The 21,888-nt window shown below is 29.6% G+C and carries 12 protein-coding genes and 2 pseudogenes; all 14 read left to right on the top strand.

Annotated elements, in window-relative coordinates; all coding sequences use genetic code 11:
• Positions 1-12 precede the first annotated feature (12 nt).
• The 14 genes and pseudogenes from BN2920_RS20595 to BN2920_RS20530 all read left to right on the top strand — a co-directional run bounded on the left by BN2920_RS20595 (position 13) and on the right by BN2920_RS20530 (position 21,399).
• Positions 13-1,305: a hypothetical protein gene (locus BN2920_RS20595; protein WP_058296830.1), complete on the top strand. Its 1,293-nt coding sequence runs from the start codon at positions 13-15 to the stop codon at positions 1,303-1,305.
• A gap of 215 nt (positions 1,306-1,520) precedes the next feature.
• On the top strand, positions 1,521-3,497 hold the full coding sequence (uvrB, locus tag BN2920_RS20590) for an excinuclease ABC subunit UvrB (protein WP_058296829.1): 1,977 nt from the start codon (positions 1,521-1,523) through the stop codon (positions 3,495-3,497).
• 98 nt (positions 3,498-3,595) lie between these two features.
• Positions 3,596-6,421 (top strand): excinuclease ABC subunit UvrA, encoded by a 2,826-nt coding sequence (gene uvrA, locus BN2920_RS20585; protein WP_058296828.1) that lies wholly within the window; start codon positions 3,596-3,598, stop codon positions 6,419-6,421.
• 252 nt (positions 6,422-6,673) lie between these two features.
• Complete coding sequence (locus tag BN2920_RS20580; protein WP_058296827.1) at positions 6,674-7,117, top strand: FHA domain-containing protein; 444 nt, start codon at positions 6,674-6,676, stop codon at positions 7,115-7,117.
• A 191-nt stretch (positions 7,118-7,308) separates the two neighbouring features.
• A pseudogene (locus BN2920_RS20575) lies at positions 7,309-8,160 on the top strand (FtsW/RodA/SpoVE family cell cycle protein); the annotation flags it as partial.
• Between the two features lie 16 nt (positions 8,161-8,176).
• A pseudogene (locus BN2920_RS20570) lies at positions 8,177-8,719 on the top strand (FtsW/RodA/SpoVE family cell cycle protein); the annotation flags it as partial.
• Between the two features lie 3 nt (positions 8,720-8,722).
• Positions 8,723-10,201 (top strand): peptidoglycan D,D-transpeptidase FtsI family protein, encoded by a 1,479-nt coding sequence (locus BN2920_RS20565; RefSeq protein WP_058296826.1) that lies wholly within the window; start codon positions 8,723-8,725, stop codon positions 10,199-10,201.
• A 215-nt stretch (positions 10,202-10,416) separates the two neighbouring features.
• Positions 10,417-12,291: an excinuclease ABC subunit UvrC gene (uvrC, locus tag BN2920_RS20560; protein ID WP_058296825.1), complete on the top strand. Its 1,875-nt coding sequence runs from the start codon at positions 10,417-10,419 to the stop codon at positions 12,289-12,291.
• 112 nt (positions 12,292-12,403) lie between these two features.
• Positions 12,404-13,318 (top strand): UDP-N-acetylmuramate dehydrogenase, encoded by a 915-nt coding sequence (gene murB, locus BN2920_RS20555; RefSeq protein WP_058296824.1) that lies wholly within the window; start codon positions 12,404-12,406, stop codon positions 13,316-13,318.
• Positions 13,319-13,458: 140 nt separating this feature from the next.
• The gene (gene rapZ, locus BN2920_RS20550) at positions 13,459-14,343 is read left to right on the top strand and encodes an RNase adapter RapZ (protein WP_058296823.1); all 885 of its coding nucleotides are present in this window, start codon (positions 13,459-13,461) and stop codon (positions 14,341-14,343) included.
• Entirely contained in the window at positions 14,340-15,692 is a 1,353-nt protein-coding gene (locus BN2920_RS20545) for a gluconeogenesis factor YvcK family protein (protein WP_058296822.1), read from the top strand. The genes rapZ and BN2920_RS20545 overlap by 4 nt, the downstream gene beginning before the upstream one ends.
• 28 nt (positions 15,693-15,720) lie before the next feature.
• Entirely contained in the window at positions 15,721-16,668 is a 948-nt protein-coding gene (whiA, locus tag BN2920_RS20540; RefSeq protein ID WP_058296821.1) for a DNA-binding protein WhiA, read from the top strand.
• Between the two features lie 92 nt (positions 16,669-16,760).
• Positions 16,761-17,045, top strand: coding sequence for a Dabb family protein (locus tag BN2920_RS20535; protein WP_058296820.1), 285 nt, complete (start codon positions 16,761-16,763; stop codon positions 17,043-17,045).
• A gap of 769 nt (positions 17,046-17,814) precedes the next feature.
• Entirely contained in the window at positions 17,815-21,399 is a 3,585-nt protein-coding gene (locus BN2920_RS20530; protein ID WP_058296819.1) for a DNA polymerase III subunit alpha, read from the top strand.
• Positions 21,400-21,888 lie beyond the last annotated feature (489 nt).

Genomic DNA, 21,888 nt, shown 5'->3' with positions numbered 1-21,888 from the left:
GAGGACAAATTAATGAATTTAATAATGCAAGTATTATTGAAATTATCAGAGACATTATTGACTCCTTCAACGTTATTATTATTATCAATAATTATTTTTTATTTCTATAATAAAAATAAAAAAATAATACTTATGCAAAAGATGATTTCAGGAGGTAGTGTGAATTCAGCAATTGAACTCACGCTATCTCAAATTGTATTAGGAATTATAGGTGGAGTTATAGCGAGTATATTACTTGGTTTGCTTGGAATAGTTTTTGATGCAAATTCAAGTATAATACTTATATTTTATATTTCTCTTATCCTTATGGTAATATCACCTAGGTATATATGCTTTTCTTATTCAGGAGCGATTCTAGGAATGATATCAATAGTTATTAAATTACTTAACTATTTTGGAGTTGGTTTTGATGGACAAACTTTTTTGACAGTTAATGTGATGTATCTAATGATGTTTGTTGGAATCATGCATATAGTTGAAGGTATTTTGGTTATGGTTGATGGGGATAGAGGGGCTATTCCTGTTTTCACAGAAAGAGATGGAAAGATATTAGGGGGATATTCTTTTAAGAGATATTGGATTATGCCAATATCAATTTTTATTGTTCTCTCTAGTAATGGAGTGAGATTATTTAATGCAGATATAATAACAGATATGCCAATGTGGTGGCCTATTATAAAAGCACCTAGTAGTGTGATCTTTGCAGGAAGCTTAGGGATAAGTCTGCTAAGTTTATTTGGAGTAATAGGATATTCATCTGTTACTTTCACTAAAAGCAAAAGAGAAAAGTCGATTTCATCAGGAGTACATATATTGTCATTTGGAATACTATTAACAGTAGTATCTCAGATGGCTAGATTTGACTTGATTGGAGAAATAATAGTTGTTATTTTTGCTCCATTAGCACATGAATTTATGTTAAGAATTCAAGCAATGAAAGAAGAAAAAGGAACGCCAAAGTATGTGAGTAATAATCAAGGATTAATGATATTAGAGATTTCAGAAGAGTCTAAATTTAATGAGTTTGGAATAAGAACAGGAAGTACAATATTAGATGTAAATAATGAAAAATTCAATTCAGAAACAGAACTTTATAATATAATAAGAGAAAATTTATATAATGCTGATTTTAATGTAATGGACCAAAATGGAAACTTAAAAAAAGTTAAATTTAGGCATAAAAAAGGTAACAGGCTTGGAGTAGTATTAGTACCAAAGTCTGTTAAAAAAGAAGAAATAGTAGAAATAAATGATGTTAATTTTAAAGAAGTGCTAGAAAACATAAATAAAGAAAAGAAAGAATAGTAGCTATTTTTAAAGTAGTTACTATTTTTATTTAGTATGAATTTTACATAATACTTATGTGGATAACATTATTTATAATAAAAATATGTTTTATTATAAATATATAATTATAAAATTTATGACAATAATAAGAATATAATTTATTGACTTAACTAGATATGAAAAGTAAAATATATTTAGAATAGGCGAATATTTGTTCGAATGGAGGGAAACCCATGGGTGAATTTAAAATACACTCAAAATTTAAACCAACTGGAGATCAGCCACAAGCTATAGATAAGCTTGTTAATTCTATTAATGCTGACCATAGAGGGCAAACTTTGCTTGGTGTAACTGGATCGGGAAAAACATTTACCATGGCCAATATAATAGAGAGATTACAAAGACCAACTATTATTTTAGCTCATAATAAAACATTAGCAGCGCAACTATGCTCGGAATTCAAAGAGTTTTTTCCAGAAAATATAGTTGAATATTTTGTATCATATTATGATTATTATCAGCCAGAGGCATATGTACCTCAAACTGATACATTTATAGAAAAGGATGCATCTATAAATGATGAAATAGATAAACTAAGGCATTCGGCCACATCTGCTCTTTTTGAAAGAAGAGATGTAATAATTGTAGCATCAGTTTCGTGTATATATGGACTTGGTAATCCGGATGAATATAAAAAGTTAACAATAAGTCTAAGAACCGGAATGGAAAAAGAAAGAGATGAAATAATTAAAAAGCTTATAGAAATACAATATGAAAGAAATGACATAGATTTTTCAAGAGGTACTTTTAGAGTAAGAGGTGATTCTTTAGATATAATTCCTGCATCGTACTCTAACAAAGGGATAAGAGTTGAATTCTTTGGAGATGAAATTGATAGAATACGAGAGTTTGATGTTTTAACTGGGACTATACTTGGGGAAAGAAATCATGTAGCAATAACACCAGCATCTCACTTTGCTACCTCAAAAGAAACTTTAGAAAGATCGATTGGGGCTATTGAAGGAGAGCTAGAGGATAGATTAAAAGAACTTAATTCACAAGATAAATTGCTGGAAGCGCAAAGGTTAAGGCAAAGAACCAACTTTGATATTGAAATGATTAGGGAGATGGGTTATTGTAGTGGAATTGAGAATTACTCTAGAATACTTGATGGAAGAGGTGCTGGAACTCCACCAAAAACACTATTAGATTACTTTCCAGAAGATTTCTTAATGTTTATAGATGAAAGTCATGTTACATTACCGCAAGTTAGAGCAATGTATGCAGGCGACAGATCTAGAAAGGATACATTGGTTGAATATGGATTTAGGCTTCCTTGTGCATATGATAATAGACCATTAAAGTTTCAAGAGTTTGAAAAGAAAATAAATCAGGTTGTATTTGTAAGTGCTACACCATCTCAATATGAAATAGATAATTCAGAAGAAATTGCTGAACAAATAATACGTCCAACAGGATTATTAGATCCACAAATTGTAATAAAACCTGTAAAAGGACAAATAGATGATTTATATGGTGAGATAAAGAATACAACTGAAAGAGGATTTAGAGTATTAATTACAACTTTAACAAAACGTATGGCTGAGGATTTAACAAAATATTTGACTGAACTTGGAGTAAAAACAACGTATATGCATTCAGATATTGAGACCATAGAAAGAATGAAGATAATAAGAGATCTAAGATTAGGAGAGTACGATGTTCTTGTAGGAATAAACCTTTTAAGAGAAGGTCTAGATATTCCAGAAGTAGCCTTAGTTGCTATACTTGATGCTGATAAAGAAGGATTTTTAAGATCAGAAACTTCTTTAATACAAACAATAGGAAGAGCAGCTAGAAATTCAGAGAGTAAAGTAATTATGTATGCAGATAATATAACTAAATCTATGGATAAGGCAATTAAAGAAACTGAAAGAAGAAGAAAAATACAGCGAGAATATAACGAAGAGAATGGAATTGTTCCAAGAACAATTATAAAAGATGTAAGAGAAGTTATAGAAGCTACTAAGGTTGCAGAAGAGTCTGAAGAATATAATACTGGAGAATCAAAGAAAGAGCTTACAAAGAAGGAAAGAGATAAATTAATCAAAGAATATACAAATGAAATGATGACAGCAGCTAAAAACTTACAATTTGAGAGAGCTGCTGAATTAAGGGATATTATAAGTTCACTAAAAGAAGGCAAATAAATATTGATTAATATACTTATAAATAACAATTGATGGTAATTATATTGAATTTAGAGAACGGTGTGTAAATCAGTTGTTTAAGAGAAATGGAGGTTTTTATGAACGATAAAATAATAATTAAAGGTGCAAAAGTTAATAATCTAAAGAATGTTAATTTAGAAATTCCAAGAGATAAGCTAGTTGTATTTACTGGACTTTCAGGCTCTGGAAAATCATCATTGGCTTTTGATACTTTATATGCGGAAGGACAAAGAAGATATGTGGAATCACTATCTTCATATGCAAGACAATTTCTTGGACAAATGGATAAACCAGATGTTGAATATATAGAGGGATTATCTCCAGCAATATCAATTGATCAAAAAACTACTAGCAAGAATCCAAGATCAACAGTAGGTACTATTACTGAAATTTATGATTATTTAAGATTGTTATATGCAAGAGTTGGAACTCCACATTGCCCTAAGTGTGGAAAAGAAATAAGCCAACAATCTGTTGATCAAATTGTGGATAAGGTTTTATCTTATGGGGAAAAAACTAAAATTCAAATACTAGCTCCTATGATAAGAGGCAGAAAAGGAATTCATGAAAAATTACTAGAAAATATAAAGAAAAATGGATATATAAGAGCTAGGATTGATGGAGAAATCTATGATCTAACCGAGGAAGAAATCAAGCTGGATAAAAACAAGAAACATAATATTGAAGCAGTGATAGATAGAATTGTTATTAAAGAAGGCATTGAAGGAAGACTAACTGAATCAATAGAGGCTTCATTAAAAATGGCAGAAGGTCTTGTAATAGTTAATGTAGTTGGAAAAGAGGATCACTTATTCAGTGAAAATTTTGCATGCCCTGATTGCGATATAAGCATAGGGGAAATAGCACCTAGAATGTTTTCTTTTAATGCTCCTTTTGGAAAATGTGATTATTGTGATGGATTAGGAACATTAATGGAAATTGATGAGGACTTGGTTATTCCTAATAAAGAATTAAGTATTATGGAAGGTGCAGTTGCTAGCTGGGGATCAGGAAGACTTAAAGAAGATTCATGGACATATGCAATTCTTCAAGCATTAAATAGAGAATATGGCTTGGATTTAAATGTGCCAATAAAGGATTTTACTACGGAACAAAAGAATCTACTTTTATATGGAACAAATGGTAAGAGGATAAAGGTTGATTATGTTAAAGATGGAGTTAAGTCAACATATAATTATGCTTACGAAGGTGAAATAAATGGACTACAACGTAGATATAGAGAGACAAATTCGGATCTTATAAAGGGTGAAATTGAACAATACATGAGTGATAATAAATGTCCGAAGTGTAAAGGTGCGAGACTAAAAAGTGAGGCCCTAGCTGTTACTGTTGGTGGAAAAAATATTTATGAATTTACTACTATGTCTATAAAAGAAGAGCTGGAGTTTATTGAAGGAATAGAATTTTCAGAAAAAAATAAAATAATAAGTGAACAAATAGTAAAGGAAATAAAAAATAGGCTGAGATTTTTACTAGATGTAGGATTAGATTATTTAAGCTTAGCAAGAAATTCAGGAACATTATCTGGTGGAGAATCTCAAAGGATAAGACTTGCAACTCAAATTGGATCTTCACTCATGGGAGTATTGTATATTTTGGATGAACCTAGTATAGGACTTCATCAAAGAGATAACGATAGATTGATAAAAACCTTAAAAAATTTAAGAGATGTAGGAAATACTGTAATTGTAGTTGAACATGATGAAGATACTATGAAAGCTGCTGATTATATAGTTGATATAGGACCAGGGGCAGGAGAACATGGTGGTGAGGTTGTAGTAGCTGGTACGCTTGATGAAATTAAGGCATGTGGTAAGTCAATCACTGGTCAATATTTAACAAATAAAAAATCAATAGAAACTCCAAAAGAAAGAAGAAAAGGTAATGGAGAAAAAATTAGGGTTATTGGAGCAAAAGAAAATAATCTTAAAAATGTAAATATATCAATTCCACTGGGAACACTAACTATGGTTACTGGAGTATCAGGATCAGGCAAGAGTACTCTTGTAAATGAGATTCTTTATAAGGGATTAAATAAGTTAGTCAACAAAAGTAAAAATCCAGTAGGAAACCATAAAGAAATAAAAGGATATGAAAATATAGATAAAATAATTGATATTAATCAAAGTCCTATTGGAAGAACACCACGTTCAAATCCAGCTACTTACACAGGAACATTTGATATAATTAGAGAACTGTTCTCTCAAACTCAGGAATCAAAAATGAGAGGATATAAACCAGGAAGATTTAGTTTTAATGTAAAAGGTGGAAGATGCGAAGCGTGTTCTGGAGATGGTATAATAAGAATTGAAATGCAATTCCTATCAGATGTTTATGTACCTTGTGAGGTATGTAAAGGAAAGAGATACAATCGTGAGACTTTAGAAGTAAAATATAAAGGAAAAAATATTGATGATGTTTTAAATATGACTGTTGAAGAAGCATTAAAATTCTTTGAGAATATTCCAAGGATAGAAAATAAGTTAAAGACTTTGAATGATGTAGGACTTGGATATATAAGATTAGGTCAGCCATCAACTCAATTATCAGGTGGAGAGGCTCAAAGAATAAAATTAGCATATGAACTTTCAAAGAGGAGTACAGGAAAGACATTATATATTTTAGATGAACCAACAACAGGGTTGCATATTGATGATGTAAGTAGATTGATATACATATTACAAAGATTAGTTGAAGCAGGTAATACTGTTGTTGTAATAGAACATAATTTAGATATGATAAAATGTGCTGATTACATAATAGATTTAGGACCAGAGGGTGGAGACAAAGGTGGCACAATAATAAAATGTGGTACTCCGGAAGAAATTTGTAAAGAAAAGAAATCTTATACAGGAAAATATTTATCAATGTATATGAAATAAATTATTTACTTATACAAGTACCAGTTTTAGGCTACTTGTATAAGTGAGTTTTTAGTATATAATTATATATAAACTTCAATAGAATTTATTTATAATTGAATTATATGTTTATAATGATAAGTTATACTGTATGGAAAATAAGATATAAGTGAGAGTTATTGTAATCAAAAAGTAATATTTCAGTATGTCATATTTTTAAATTTATTGTATAATCATTATTATATATACGAAAAATATATAGAGGTGGAATATATGGATTTTACTAAAGCAATGGCTGGAATATTTGGCTTGTTTTTCATAGTAATATTGTACGTAATAATATACTATGCATTAAAAATAATGTATAAAGATGTTAAGAATGGTGGTAAGAAAAGAAGACCATCAAATTCAAATAAGTATTATGGATTAGAAGTAATAAGTGCTGGTGACAACTTAGATCTAAAAGGGGGATCAATTATTCCAATTAGATCAGATTTAACAATAGGGAGAAAAGATGGGAATTCTATTGTACTTTTAGATCAACATGTATCTGGAAATCATGCAGAAATAATTGTAAGAAATAATAAAGTATATTTAGAAGATTTACATAGTACAAATGGAACATTTCTGAATGGAAAAAGGATAAGTGGAAAAGTGCAATTATCAAATAAAGATGAAATAACAATAGGAAAATCAATATTTAAGATAGTACTATAAATTTAATAATGCACAATGCACAATATTATAGAGCAGATAAGGGGATTCTTATGTATAATCAAAAGATTATTTTCATTAATTATGTTTTGATTATTTTCTCTTAAGTGTTGTTGTGCATTGTGCATTGTAATTTTAAAAATAAAGAGGTGAGTATTTTGAAGGTTAAGATAAAGAAGGATGAAGTGATATTGCTGCTTTTGACTTATATTTTATGTCTGGCGTTATTTACTAATTTGGCCATATTAAAAGATCCAATTGATGCTGGCGCTATAAAAATGGGATTTATAGTGTGTGGACTTATAACAATTAGTCAAATATTGATTAGGAAGTTTTATCCTGAAGGAGATAAATTCTTAATAACATTTGCAGGAATATTATCTGTAATCGGAATAGCTATACTATATAGGCTAGATAACGGCGTAGCTATTAAGCAGTTAATATGGTATGGATTAGGAAGTATTATTTTTATTATATCAGTAGTAGCCATACCTGATTTTAGAGATTTTCAGAAATATAAAAAGATATTTCTTATTCTTACAATAATACTTATGCCTATGGCCTTAATATTAGGTACAGAACTTAATGGAGCAACGAACTGGGTTATGATTGGAGGTATAGGATTCCAACCATCAGAGTTTGGTAAGATAACATTTGTATTATATTTAGCAGCTGCATTAAAAGAATATGAAGATAAAAATAATATAAAAGAAGATTTTTATCAGTTATGGCAGCCAGCATTAGTTGTTATGTTTTCACTTGGATGTCTTGTTATGCAAAAAGATTTAGGCTCGGCTTTAATATTCTTTGGAATCGCAATAACAATGTTATATGTATCAACAGGAAAGAAAAAATATGTTGTTATATGTTTTATTTTATTTATAATAGGATCCTTCTTAGCATATAAATTGTTTCCTCATATAAGAAAAAGAATATTAATTTGGAGGCACCCATGGGATTATACTAAAAATGAGAGCTATCAGTTGGTGCAAGGGCTTTATGCTATTGCGTCAGGAGGGATGTTTGGATCTGGATTAGGTCAAGGATATCCTGGATTTGNCAGGAAAGAAAAAATATGTTGTTATATGTTTTATTTTATTTATAATAGGATCCTTCTTAGCATATAAATTGTTTCCTCATATAAGAAAAAGAATATTAATTTGGAGGCACCCATGGGATTATACTAAAAATGAGAGCTATCAGTTGGTGCAAGGGCTTTATGCTATTGCGTCAGGAGGGATGTTTGGATCTGGATTAGGTCAAGGATATCCTGGATTTGTTCCAATCAATACGACAGACTTTATTTTTGCAGCTATATGTGAAGAATTAGGAATGGTATTTGGTCTAGGTATTATGATAATATATTTCTTGTTTTTTTATAGAGGAATGAGAGCCGCTTTTAGAGTTAAGAATAGATTTTCACAATTGACTACAATTGGACTAAGTGCGATGATAGCGTGCCAGGTATTAGTTATTATAGGTGGGGTATTTGCAGTAATACCTTTAACGGGAATAACATTACCACTTATAAGCTATGGTGGTTCCTCAATGATAACAATGTTTTTTGCATTAGCTATACTTCAAAAGATATCAGAGGAGGGCTAATAAATGAAGGATAATTCGAATAGCATAAAACAAGTAATGATAGTTTTTTTATTTTGCTTTGTAGCTCTTATCTCTTATATAGCGTATTTTCAAGTTTTTTCTGCACCAGAAATTGCAGAAAATCAGGAAAATAAACGTCTTTGGGCACAAAGAAATGAGGTGCTGAGGGGTACAATATATGATAGGGATGGCAATGCATTAACTACCAGTGAAAGAGTTGATGCGTTGACGCAAAAAAGAACATATATAAATGGAGATTTATATGTTCATGCATTAGGATATGTTAGTCCTATATATGGATTAACAGGTTTGGAATCAGCTTATGATAGTGAGCTTACAACATATAGTGCTCTTAAAACTAACATTAATAATTTATTAAAAGATTTTAATATGGAAAATCTAAAAAACATGTTTAAAAATAGGTCAGAATCTGAAAACAAGATTGGAAATAGTGTTGTTACAACTTTAGATCCTACTTTACAGAAAGTAGCATATGATGCATTAGGTAATAATAAGGGGGCCGTTGTTGCACTTAATCCTAAAACAGGAGAAGTACTTGCAATGGTTTCAAAACCAACATATAATCCAAATGATTTGGAAGCAGCTATAACGGCAGCTAATTCTGGTAGCGGAGAAGATAGTCCATTAATTAATAGAGCTACATATGGATTATATCCACCAGGTTCAACATTTAAAACTGTTACGCTAGCAAGTTCATTAGAAAATATATCTGGTGTTACAACTAGAACTTTTGAGGATAATGGAAAAATAGTATTTAATGATCAATATTCGTTAAGTAATGCTAACAATGCAGTTTTTGGCAATCTTGATTTAAAAGATGCATTTAAAGTTTCAAGTAATGTAGTCTTTGGTACATTAGCAATGGAATTAGGAAATGATAAATTAAAATCAACAGCAGAAGATTTTGGTTTTAATAATACTATAAAAGCTAATGGGTTTACTATAGCTAAAAGTCAATTTCCTACATTAAAATCATATGAAGTTGGAAGTATAGCTCAAACTGGAATTGGCCAAAGTAGTATATTGGCTACACCTATGCAAATGGCACTTGTTTCAAGTACTATAGCTAATAATGGTAATATGGTTGAACCTACACTTGTTAACAAAGTTATAGATAAGGATGGAAATCTAGTTAAAAATATTACTACAAAAGTAAATAAAGAGGTAATAAGCTCATCAAATGCTTCAATTATTAAGGAATATATGAAAAACTTAGTTGACTCTAAGGTTGATAGCAGTTGGAGTTATTTTCAAGGTACAAATGCAGCTGGTAAGACAGGAACAGCAGATTATATTCTTCCAAATGGGCAAAATGCCGTTCCTCATTCATGGTTCATTGGATTTGCACCATATGATAATCCAGAAATTGCAGTTGCTGTAATTGTAGAAAATGGAGGATATGGATCTGTAGCAGCAGCAGGAGTTGCAGGGCAGGTTATTAGAAATCAAGTATTTAGATAATTCACAGTTCAAAATTCATAATTCACAATTTAGGTTGAAATCCCCTGGATGGGATTTCTTTGATTGTAGTATTGCATATATTTTTTAATAGAACAATAATTTGCTCTTTTTTTATAGTTGTGTGCATCGCGAATTATTTATTAATATAATTTTGATTAGTTAACCCAAATTGTGAATTGTGCATTGTGAATTATGAATTGAAAGAGGGGTGTGTTATGTTTGATTTTAAAGCACAATTAAAGATTCTTCCGGATAAACCTGGTGTGTATTTGATGAAGAATTCTCTTGGCGAAATTATTTATGTAGGTAAAGCTAAGATATTAAAAAATAGAGTAAGGCAATATTTCCAAAATTCTAAAAATCATTCTGAAAAAGTTAAAGCTATGGTTAAGAATATTGCTGAATTTGAATATATAGTTACTGATTCTGAAATGGAAGCTTTAATATTGGAGTGTAATTTAATAAAAAAATATAGTCCTAAATATAACATTTCTTTAAAAGATGATAAATTTTATCCTTTTATTAAAATAACACTTAATGAAGATTTTCCTAGAGTTTTTATAACAAGAAATTATAGTAAAGATGGTAACAAGTATTTTGGACCATATCCTAATGCAGGAGCAGTTCATGAAACTATAAATTTGATACGAAAGATTTTTCCATTAAGAACATGTAAATTATTGATTCAAGAAGGTGGAAAGCATACAAGACCATGTCTTAATTATCACATAAAAAAATGTACAGCACCATGTGAAGGCCATATATCTAAAGCTGAATATAGAATAATGATAGATGAAATAATGGATGTATTAAGTGGTAAAGATAAGACTCTTATACATAAGCTTAAAGAACAAATGCAGGTAGCATCAGCTAATTTAGAGTTTGAAAAAGCTGCTTCATATAGGGATAAGATATTAGCAATAGAAGTTATTGCAGAGAAACAGAAGGTATTTAAATCTCAAGAAGGTGATGAAGATTTCATAAATCTATATAAAGATGAGACAGATTGCTGCATTCAAGTATTCTTCCTAAGAGATGGGAAAATTACAGGAAGAGAACATTTTATGATAAAAAATAGTGCTTATGAAGAAGATGAAATAATAATATCACAATTTATAACTTCATTCTATGGAGGAACCCCAAAAGTTCCGAAGACAGTTTATATTCCAATTGGGGAAGAAAATGATGTACTAGAGCAGTTTTTAACTGTTAAAAGAGGATCGAAAGTATATGTTAAAGTTCCAATAAAGGGTGAAAAGAAAGAAATGATGGAACTTGTAAAAAATAATGCTAAGGCTACATTAGAGCAATTTAAAGATAAAATAATGAAGGAATCAGAAATAAATAGAATTTGCTTAAATGAAATACAAGAATTACTTGGATTAGAAAGTTTTCCGCATAGAATAGAGGCTTATGATATATCTAATATACAGGGTGTAGATTCTGTTGGATCAATGATTGTATTTGAAGATGGAAAAGCTAAAAATAGTGACTATAGAAGATTTCGTATAAAAACTGTAAAAAATGCCAATGATTATGATAGTATGAGAGAAATATTAGAACGTAGATTCACACATGGATTGAACGAGATTAAAGAAATTCAGGAAAGAAAACTTAATTTTTCTGGAGGAAAATTTTCGAATTTTCCAGATCTAATTATGATGGATGGTGGAAAAGGACAAATAAATATAGCTTTAGAAGTATTAAAAAAATTAGGTATAAATATACCTGTTTGTGGTTTAGTAAAAGATGATAAGCATTCAACAAGAGGTATTATATATGGCAATGAAGAACTTATAATAAATAGAAGCTCTAATTTAATGCAGTTAATAAGACGAATACAGGATGAAGTTCATAGATTTGCAATAACATATCACAGGAACCTAAGAGATAAACGAACATTACATTCAATATTAGAGGATATTCCGAACATAGGTCAAAAAAGGCGAATGGAACTTCTAATGAAGTTTGGAAGTATTGAGAATATTAAGAAGGCTACATTAGAAGAACTTATGGAAACAAATTCAATAGATAGGAAGGCTGCTGAGAGTATATGTTCATATTTTAAAAAAAATGAACAAAATAACTAAACTATGCTATAATAATACGGATAAACAATTTACTTGCAATTATTTATATAATAACTTATTCTATATGTTGTGAATAAATGTGATTAAATCATGATTTTGAGGAGTTTTTGGCATGAATCAATTTGGAAAATATAAGGATTTATTTTACGGAATATATAAAGATAAAGAAATACAATTAGATGCAAAAATGAGTGAACATATATATTTTAAGGTTGGAGGACCTGTAGATATACTTTTGACTCCTAGTAATGCTGAACAAGTTAAAAAATCTATATCAATATGTAAAGAAAATAATATTCCGTTTTATGTTATTGGAAATGGATCTAATATTTTGGTTAGAGATGGTGGTATTAGAGGTGTTGTAATAGAATTAAGTAATATTAATGATATTGTAGTTAAAGAAAATAAAATAACAGCTGAATGTGGTGCACTACTTAAAGATGTTTCAAGTACAGCAGCAAAAGAATCCTTAACTGGATTTGAATTTGCATGTGGAATTCCAGGAAGTGTGGGTGGAGCTGTATTTATGAATGCTGGTGCTTATGATGGAGAAGTTTCGTTTGTAATTGAAAGTGCTGAAGTAATAAATGAAAATCAAGAAATAATAACATTAAATAAAGATGAACTTGACTTAGGATATAGACAATCGGTTGTTATGCAAAAAGGATATATAGTAATAAGTGCTACATTTGCATTAAAAAAAGGTGATAAAGAAAAAATTGATAATAGAATAAACGAGTTAACAACAAGAAGAGAAGACAGGCAGCCGCTTGAATATCCTTCGGCAGGAAGTACGTTTAAAAGGCCAGAGGGACATTTTGCAGGAAAATTAATACAAGATGCAGGGCTGAAGGGATTTACAGTAGGAGGCGCATGTGTTTCTGAAAAACATGCAGGCTTTGTTATAAATAAAAATAACGGTACAGCAAAGGATGTATTAGCTGTAATAAAACATGTTCAGGAAGAAGTTAAAAAACAATTTGGTGTTGACTTACATCCTGAAGTAAGAATTTTAGGTGAAGACTAAATAAATATAAATAAAACTCAAGAGGGATATACTTTTGAGTTTTATTTTATTTTATAGTATTTATTTATGGATATAATTTTAAAATAATATTATGATATAATTATTAAGCAATAAATATCTTTGCAAAGGGAGTGTGCATTATGAGATTTGTTATAGTCACAGGATTATCAGGAGCAGGAAAAACTCAAGCAACTAGAAGTTTAGAAGATTTGGGATATTTTTGTGTGGATAATCTTCCACCTACACTAATATCTAAATTTGCAGAAGCATGTATGCAAAGTGGTGGAAATATTGAAAAAGTAGCATTAGTTATTGACATCAGAGGGGGAGTATTCTTTGATGATTTCTTTGATACATTAAATTATTTAAAACGTAATGAATTTAAATATGAGATACTATTTTTAGATGCTAGTGATGAAGTTTTAATAAAGAGATTTAAAGAAACAAGAAGAAGTCATCCACTATCTCCAGATGGAAGAGTACTTACAGGTATAACTCAAGAAAGAGAGAAGCTAAGAGAAATAAAAAATATTGCAGATATTATTATAGATACATCTAAATATGAAATAAGACATTTAAGAGAAAAAATTAATGAGACATATGGTGACAATAAGAATCCAGAAAGACAGTTATCTATTACAGTTTTAAGTTTTGGATTTAAGTATGGTATACCAGTAGATTCAGATTTAGTATTTGATGTAAGATTTATACCAAATCCGTTTTATATACCAGAATTAAAAGAGTATTCTGGAAATGATGCACCTGTAAAAGAATATGTATTAAAACAATCTGAAACAGTTACTTTTATAGATAAATTGATAGATATGTTAAAGTATCTAATTCCTAACTATAGAAAAGAAGGAAAGAGACAATTAATTATATCTATAGGATGTACAGGTGGAAGACATCGTTCAGTAGCCATAGCAAATGAAATTCATAGAAGATTAAATGAAGAAAATTATAACGCTAAAATAGAGCATAGAGATGTTGCAGAAGATCTTCATAAAGGAGAAAAGAAGCTATGAAGATACGAGACTGGCTTAAGGTAGGAATTAAGGTAAAAAGATGGCTCGCATTTGGTGTATTTGGAATATTATTAATTGCATTTGGATTTACAGAATTAGTTACACATAGAGTTTATGATCTATATTATAAGATATTTTATATCTTCTTAAATATAACTGGGGTTTTTGTTTTATATATATCAGTTACTGAAGTGATGAAATCTATAATAGCTTTAGTTAATAAAGGATATATAAAAGTATCATTGGATAGCAGAAAAATAGAAAGTTTAATTTATGAAAAAAGATTGCTAGTTAAAGGTCCTAAGATTGTTGTAATTGGCGGGGGAACTGGATTATCAACAATGCTTAGAGGACTCAAGTACTATACATCTAATATCACTGCTATTGTAACTGTAGGAGATGATGGTGGTGGCTCAGGAGTGTTAAGAGAAGATTTAGGAATGCTTCCACCAGGTGATATAAGAAACTGTATATTAGCATTAGCAGATACAGAACCAATAATGGAAGATTTACTTCAATATAGGTTTAAAGATGGAAGATTAAAGGATCAAAGTTTTGGCAATTTGTTTTTAGCTGCTATGGCTGGAATATCTGATAACTTTGAAGAAGCTGTTCAAAAAATGAGCTCAGTACTTGCTGTTACAGGAAAAGTAATACCTGTAACTTTGGATAATATGCAGTTAATCGCTAAATTTCAAAATGGTAATGTTGTAGAAGGTGAGTCACAAATTCCAGAAGAAGCAATTAAACAAAATTCAAGAATTGAAGAATTAAGGATTAATCCAGAGGATGCTAAACCGTTAAAAGAAGCGTTAGAAGCTATTAGAGAAGCAGATGCAATAGTCATGGGACCAGGTAGTTTATATACAAGTATAACTCCTAATTTATTAGTAAAAGATATAGCTAAGGAAGTACGAAAAAGTGATGCCATAAAAATATATATATCTAATATAATGACACAGCCAGGAGAAACTACTGACTTTAAAGTATCAGACCATTTAAAAGTTCTTATTAAATATGGTGGGAAAAATATAGTTGATTATGCCATTGTAAATACTGGAGAAATAACAGAAGAATTAAAAGAAAAGTATAAGCAAGAAAATTCTAAATTAGTAAAAGTGGATGAAGAAGAAATAAATAGTTTGGGTATAAAAATAGTTGGAGAGGATTTAGTAAAAGTTCAAAAGGGATATATAAAACATGATCCGGATAAGCTTGCTGAGGTATTGGTTGATACCATCATGGAAAAGAAACTTTTATTTGATAAAAAGAAGATAATTGAGTATATGTATTTATCTCAACGTATTAAAGAAAGAGTTAGGGGAGAAAAAGGTGACTCTAGCTTTTAAATAAATTTATATGTAAGGAATGAAGGTAATGTCATTTTCAGCTAAAGTTAAAAGAGAAATATGTAGATATGTTGAAATGTCTAGTGAAGAGGCCTTAGCGGAATTATCTGCTATAATGAAAGTAAGTGGAACATTGGCTTTTAGTGGAAGTGGATTAAGTTTTAAAATGACTACAGAAAATCCAGCTAGTGCAAGATTAGTGTTTACACTTTTAAAGGAACATTTTAATATTCATTCTAAGTTGATGGTCAAAAAAAGCAACTCATTAAAAAAGAACAATATCTATATGGTTGTAATTACAGAAGAAATGGGAGTTAGAGATTTATTAGATAAGACAGGGATACTTAAAGATATCGATGGAATAATGAGTTTAAACTATAGAATAGGCAATGAAATCTGTAGTAATGAAGAAGAAAAGAAAGCATACATTAGAGGTGCTTTTATTGGCGGAGGAAGCATAAGCAATCCGGAAAAGACATATCATTTGGAATTTGTGACTCATAGCGAAGAATATGCTAATGATTTACGTGATCTAATTAATACATTTTCTTTAAACTCTAAAGTTATACAAAGAAAGAATAGTTTTATTATTTATATAAAAGAAGGAGAGCAGATAGTTGATTTGTTAAACATAATAGGTGCTCATACATCATTATTAGAAGTAGAGAATATAAGAATAATGAAAGAAATGAGAAACAATGTTAATAGATTGGTTAATTGTGAAACAGCAAACCTTTCAAAAACAGTTAATGCAGCTGTGAGGCAGGTAGAAAGTATAAAATTAATTCAAGAAAAGATCGGATTAAAAAGATTGCCACAAAATCTTAGAGAGATTGCTGAACTTAGGCTTAATTATCCAGACGAATCACTAAAAGAACTAGGAGAGATGTTGGATCCTCCTGTTGGGAAATCTGGAATTAATCATAGACTTAGAAAAATTGAAAAAATAGCTGAGGAACTTAGGACTGGAAATTAATTTGATTGACAGTGAAATGGTGACAGTTTAAAGTTAATAAAGAAATAGTAGATAATTTTATGAACTATGTTTAAATCAAGAGGAGGAATATTATGTTTACACATATTGTATTATTTAAAGCAAAAGAACCCACAAAAGAAAATCTTGAGTTTCTAAAAAACACATTCTTATCTATGAATGGAAATATAAAAGAATTAAAAGAACTTGAAGTTGGAGTAGATGTTGTAAGAAGTGATAGAAGCTTTGATATAGGAATTATAACAAGATTTGATTCTAAAGAAGATTATTTAGCTTATGATGTAGATGAATTCCATGTAGAAAAAGTTAAAAAGGTTATTGGACCTTATATTGAATGTAGCAAAACATTGGATTTTTAATATAAACTTAATAGTGTTATATGCAGTATATGATAATACATAAAAAATCATATGCTGCTTTTTTGGTTTGAGAAATTTATATTATTAAAAATTTAATATGTAGATTTTTATTTTTTATATGTCATAACTTTGAAATGTTAATGAGATTTTATAAAAATATATTATGGAAATTCGCAAGAAAATGTTTACAAAACGAGTGGTTAGATGATATAATAATCTCATAAGATGATTGATATATGGTAGTCAATCAAAACATATATGGGCAAGAGAATTATGAGAAAAGAACTTGGAGATGGGTACTCCAAGTTCTTTTGCTTTTTTATTCTTTAAGAAATTATATTCAGGGCGATCTGTGTATAAACTGTTTTGAAAAGTATTTCAATAAACTAATGTCATTTAACCTAAAGAATAAAAAATAAAATATATGCGCCTGGTCTTTTCTTTGGCAAGCTCAGAAAATCCAGAATACGCTGAAAAAAAATCGACGGCTAAAGGATTTTCTTGAATTTAAGTTACTGTATTCTATTGGATTTATATTTTATATGGGATTATATCATAGTCGCCTTGGCGATTTTTTTATTGATAAATTTGGATATAATTTCAATGTATAAATCTGAAATATCATAAATGACAATATTCTTTTAGATTGTTATAATTATTAAGAAAACTAAATTACAATTAACAGTTAATAATAATTAAAATATATTTGAAGAAATTTAATAAACAACTGTCAATTATAAATAATATATTAAAAGAAGGGAGGATTAGTATGGAGAATAAAAAGGATTTTGTACATCTTCATCTTCACACTGAATATAGTTTATTGGATGGATCAGGGAAAATAAAAAAACTAATGAGCCAGGCAAAAGATTTGGGGATGAAGAGTATAGCTATAACTGATCATGGTGTAATGTATGGTCTCGTTGATTTTTTTAAGGCTGCTGAGGAAAATGGAATTAAAGCTATATTAGGTTGTGAAGTATATGTTGTAGCAAAATCTAGACATATAAAGCAACCAGATAAGGAAAATGCAACTCATCACTTAGTTTTGCTAGTTAAAAATGAAACAGGATATGAGAACTTAATGAAAATAGTATCAGTTGCATCTATAGAAGGATTTTATTATAAGCCTAGGATAGATCATGATTACTTAAGAGAACATAGTGAGGGGTTAATTGCATTAAGTGCATGTCTTGGAGGAGAAGTTCAGTCTTATTTACTTAAAGAAAATTATGAGAAAGCAAAAGATGTTGCATTACTATACAAGGACATTTTTAAAGATGGATTTTATATAGAACTACAAAATCATGGTATGGAAGAGCAACAGAAGGTAAATGAACTAAATATAAAATTGTCAGAAGAAACAGGTATACCGCTTGTTGCTACTAATGATGTCCATTACATAAAAAGAGAAGATTCAAAGTCTCATGATGTTCTTATGTGTATTCAAACAGCTAAAACTATAGATGATCCAAATAGAAGAAGATATCCATCAGATCAATTTTACTTAAAATCAGCAGAAGAAATGTGGGATATGTTTTCGTATATACCAGAGGCATTAGAGAATACAGTTAAAATTGCTGAAGAATGTAATTTTGAATATAAGTTCCATGAATCAAAACTTCCAAGGTTTCCTTTAGAAGAGGGGCAGGATCCATATGAATACCTTAAAGATACATGTTATAAAGGGCTTATAGAAAGATATGACGTATTTGACAGTCTTAGAGAAAAGGAATTAAACTATGAAGAAGTTAATAAAATTGTGGATAATTCCAAAGAGGCAAAAGAATATGTGGATAGATTGGAATATGAACTTGGCGTAATTAATCAAATGGGATATGTTGATTACTTCCTAATCGTATGGGATTTTATTAAATTTTCTTATGATAATGGAATACCAACGGGTCCGGGGAGAGGATCGGCAGCTGGTTCTATAGTTGCATATACCTTAGGTATAACTAAGATTGATCCTATTAAGTATAGTTTGATATTTGAGCGTTTCTTAAATCCAGAAAGAGTAAGTATGCCGGATATAGATTCGGATTTTTGTTACGAAAGAAGACAGGAAGTAATAGATTATGTTGTTGATAAGTATGGAAAAGAGTGTGTATCCCAAATAATAACATTTGGTACAATGGCTGCTAGGCTATGTATAAGGGATGTAGGAAGGGCTATGAATTACAGCTATACTGAAGTAGATAAAATAGCTAAGATGATTCCTACAATGCTTGGAATCACTATAGAGAAGGCTCTAGACATTAATCCAGAGTTAAAAGCTGCTTATGATGGTGATGAAAGAGTTAAAAATCTAATAGATGTTTCGATGGATCTAGAAGGATTGCCAAGACATTCTTCTACCCATGCAGCAGGTGTAGTTATAGCATCAAAGCCTTTAGTTGAGTATGTACCACTTCAAAAAAATGATGAAATGATAGTGACTCAATTTGGAATGACAACACTAGAAGAACTTGGGCTATTAAAAATGGACTTCTTAGGATTAAGAACTCTTACTGTAATGAATGATGCTATAAATATGGTGAAAGAAAATAGAGGAATTGATATTGATCTTGATAAGATTGATATGGAGGATCAAGAAGTATATAAGATGATTGGTGAAGGAAATACAGCAGGAGTATTCCAGTTGGAATCAGCGGGTATGACTTCATTTATGAAAGAATTGAAACCAGATTCATTAGAAGATATTATTGCAGGTATTTCTTTATATAGACCGGGACCAATGGCAGAGATACCGAGATATATAGAGTGTAAAAGAAATCCCGATAAAGTAAAGTATGAAACCCCAGAGTTAGAAGAAATACTTAATGTTACATATGGAGTAATGGTTTATCAGGAACAAGTAATGGAGATTGTTAGAAAACTTGCTGGATATTCAATGGGACGAAGTGATATGGTTAGAAGAGCCATGTCTAAAAAGAAGCATAAGGTCATGGAGGAAGAACGTAAAAACTTTATTCATGGAATAGTAGAAAATGGTGAAGTTGTGGTTCCAGGATGTATTAGAAATGGAATTTCAGAAGAAATTGCAAATAAGATATTTGATAACATGATGGATTTTGCTTCATATGCTTTCAATAAATCTCATGCAGCTGCATATGCGGTTGTAGGTTATCAAACAGCATACTTAATGAAATACTATCCAGTAGAGATGCTTGCTGCTATGATGAATTCTATAATGGGCATAAGTGAGAAGGTGGCACATTATATTGGAATAGCTGAAAGCTTAGGTATTCAAGTATTACCACCCGATATAAATGAAAGTTACTCAAAGTTTACTGTTAATGGTGACAAGATTAGATTTGGATTATCAGCAGTAAGGAATGTTGGCTCAAATGTAGTAGAGGGAATAGTAAAAGCAAGAAAAAATAGAGGGAAATTTGAATCTTTAGTTGATTTTATTAATAAGATGGAACCATCATCATTAAATAAGAGAGCTGTGGAATGCTTAATAAAGGCAGGAGCAATGGATGGATTTAAAGTTTTCAGATCTAAAATGCTTGCTGTGCACGAAAAACTTATAGAAAATATTTCAAGTGATAAGAGAAGAAACATTGATGGTCAAATTAGCTTATTTGGTGCCACAGAAGAGTTAAAAAATCCGGAGGTAAGATACCCAGAAATAAAAGAATTTGATAAGAGAAATCTTTTAGCAATGGAAAAGGAAATGACAGGTCTTTATATTACGGGGCATCCTCTAGATGATTATGTAAAAAGCTTAAAGGTTCAGACTACTAATGAAATTTCAGAGGTATATTCTTCATCTGAGACTTTAGATACTAATGAAACAGATGAAATTATAACAGGAATTGAAATTTTTAATAAGGGAAATTCCCTTCATGACAATGATAGAGTAATATTTGGAGGAATACTTTCAAGTGTTAATCAGAAAATCACAAGAAATAATGCTATAATGGCATTTCTCACACTGGAAGATTTAACGGGGAGTATTGAGGTTATTGTTTTTCCAAAAACATTAGAAAGCGTAAAACCATTGTGCGTTACTGATAGTCTTGTGGTGGTAAAAGGAAGACTTAGCATAAAAGAAGATGAAGCTCCTAAATTAATTTGCGAAAATATAGAACCTTTAGAAAAAATAAATAGCTCAAAGTTATATTTACGATTAGAGGATTCTGAAAAAGCAAAACAATTTAATCTCTATTTAAAAGAATTACTAACAGAAGATCGAAAAGGTGATACTCCTATATACTTTTATGCAAGCAAAGAAAATAAAAAATTCAGAGCACCAAGAGATAGATGGATTTCATTAGAAAGTGATATAAAAGAAATCTTAATTGAAAAACTTGGTGAAGAAAATGTAAAAATAGTTGACGGATAAAATTGAATTTTATGATTAAAGGTGATAGTTAATATATTGGCTATCACCTTTTTTTATGTGATATACTTAATAAAATTGTAAAATTAACAAAAAAATACTTAAGATTATAAGTTATATTATAAATATTATAGTAAAATAGATTGATTATACTTTAAATTATTATTTTTTTGTTATTAAATGTAGGGATTTATAAATGCAATTTTATGAATTGATTAAATGAAATATATTACAAAAATTAAAATTATAAAATTTATTTTAAATCATATTATTTTTCGTGAGTTTGGTTATAATAGAGTAGAATAAATATTTTCATATTAATTAAAGTTATTAATGTGGCTTAATATGAAGATTATATGTAATTTTATCTATGCAGATTTAAATTGTTAATGTGTAATACCTATCTTAAAGTTTACTAAAAAGTATACAATATTATATTAGTTGAGTACTCTAATTAATAATGTTTCACAATAAAAAAATTATTATTGTAAA

Source organism: Clostridium neonatale, assembly GCF_001458595.1.
Classification (GTDB): domain Bacteria; phylum Bacillota; class Clostridia; order Clostridiales; family Clostridiaceae; genus Clostridium; species Clostridium neonatale.
This window is presented reverse-complemented; position numbering and strand designations above follow the sequence as displayed.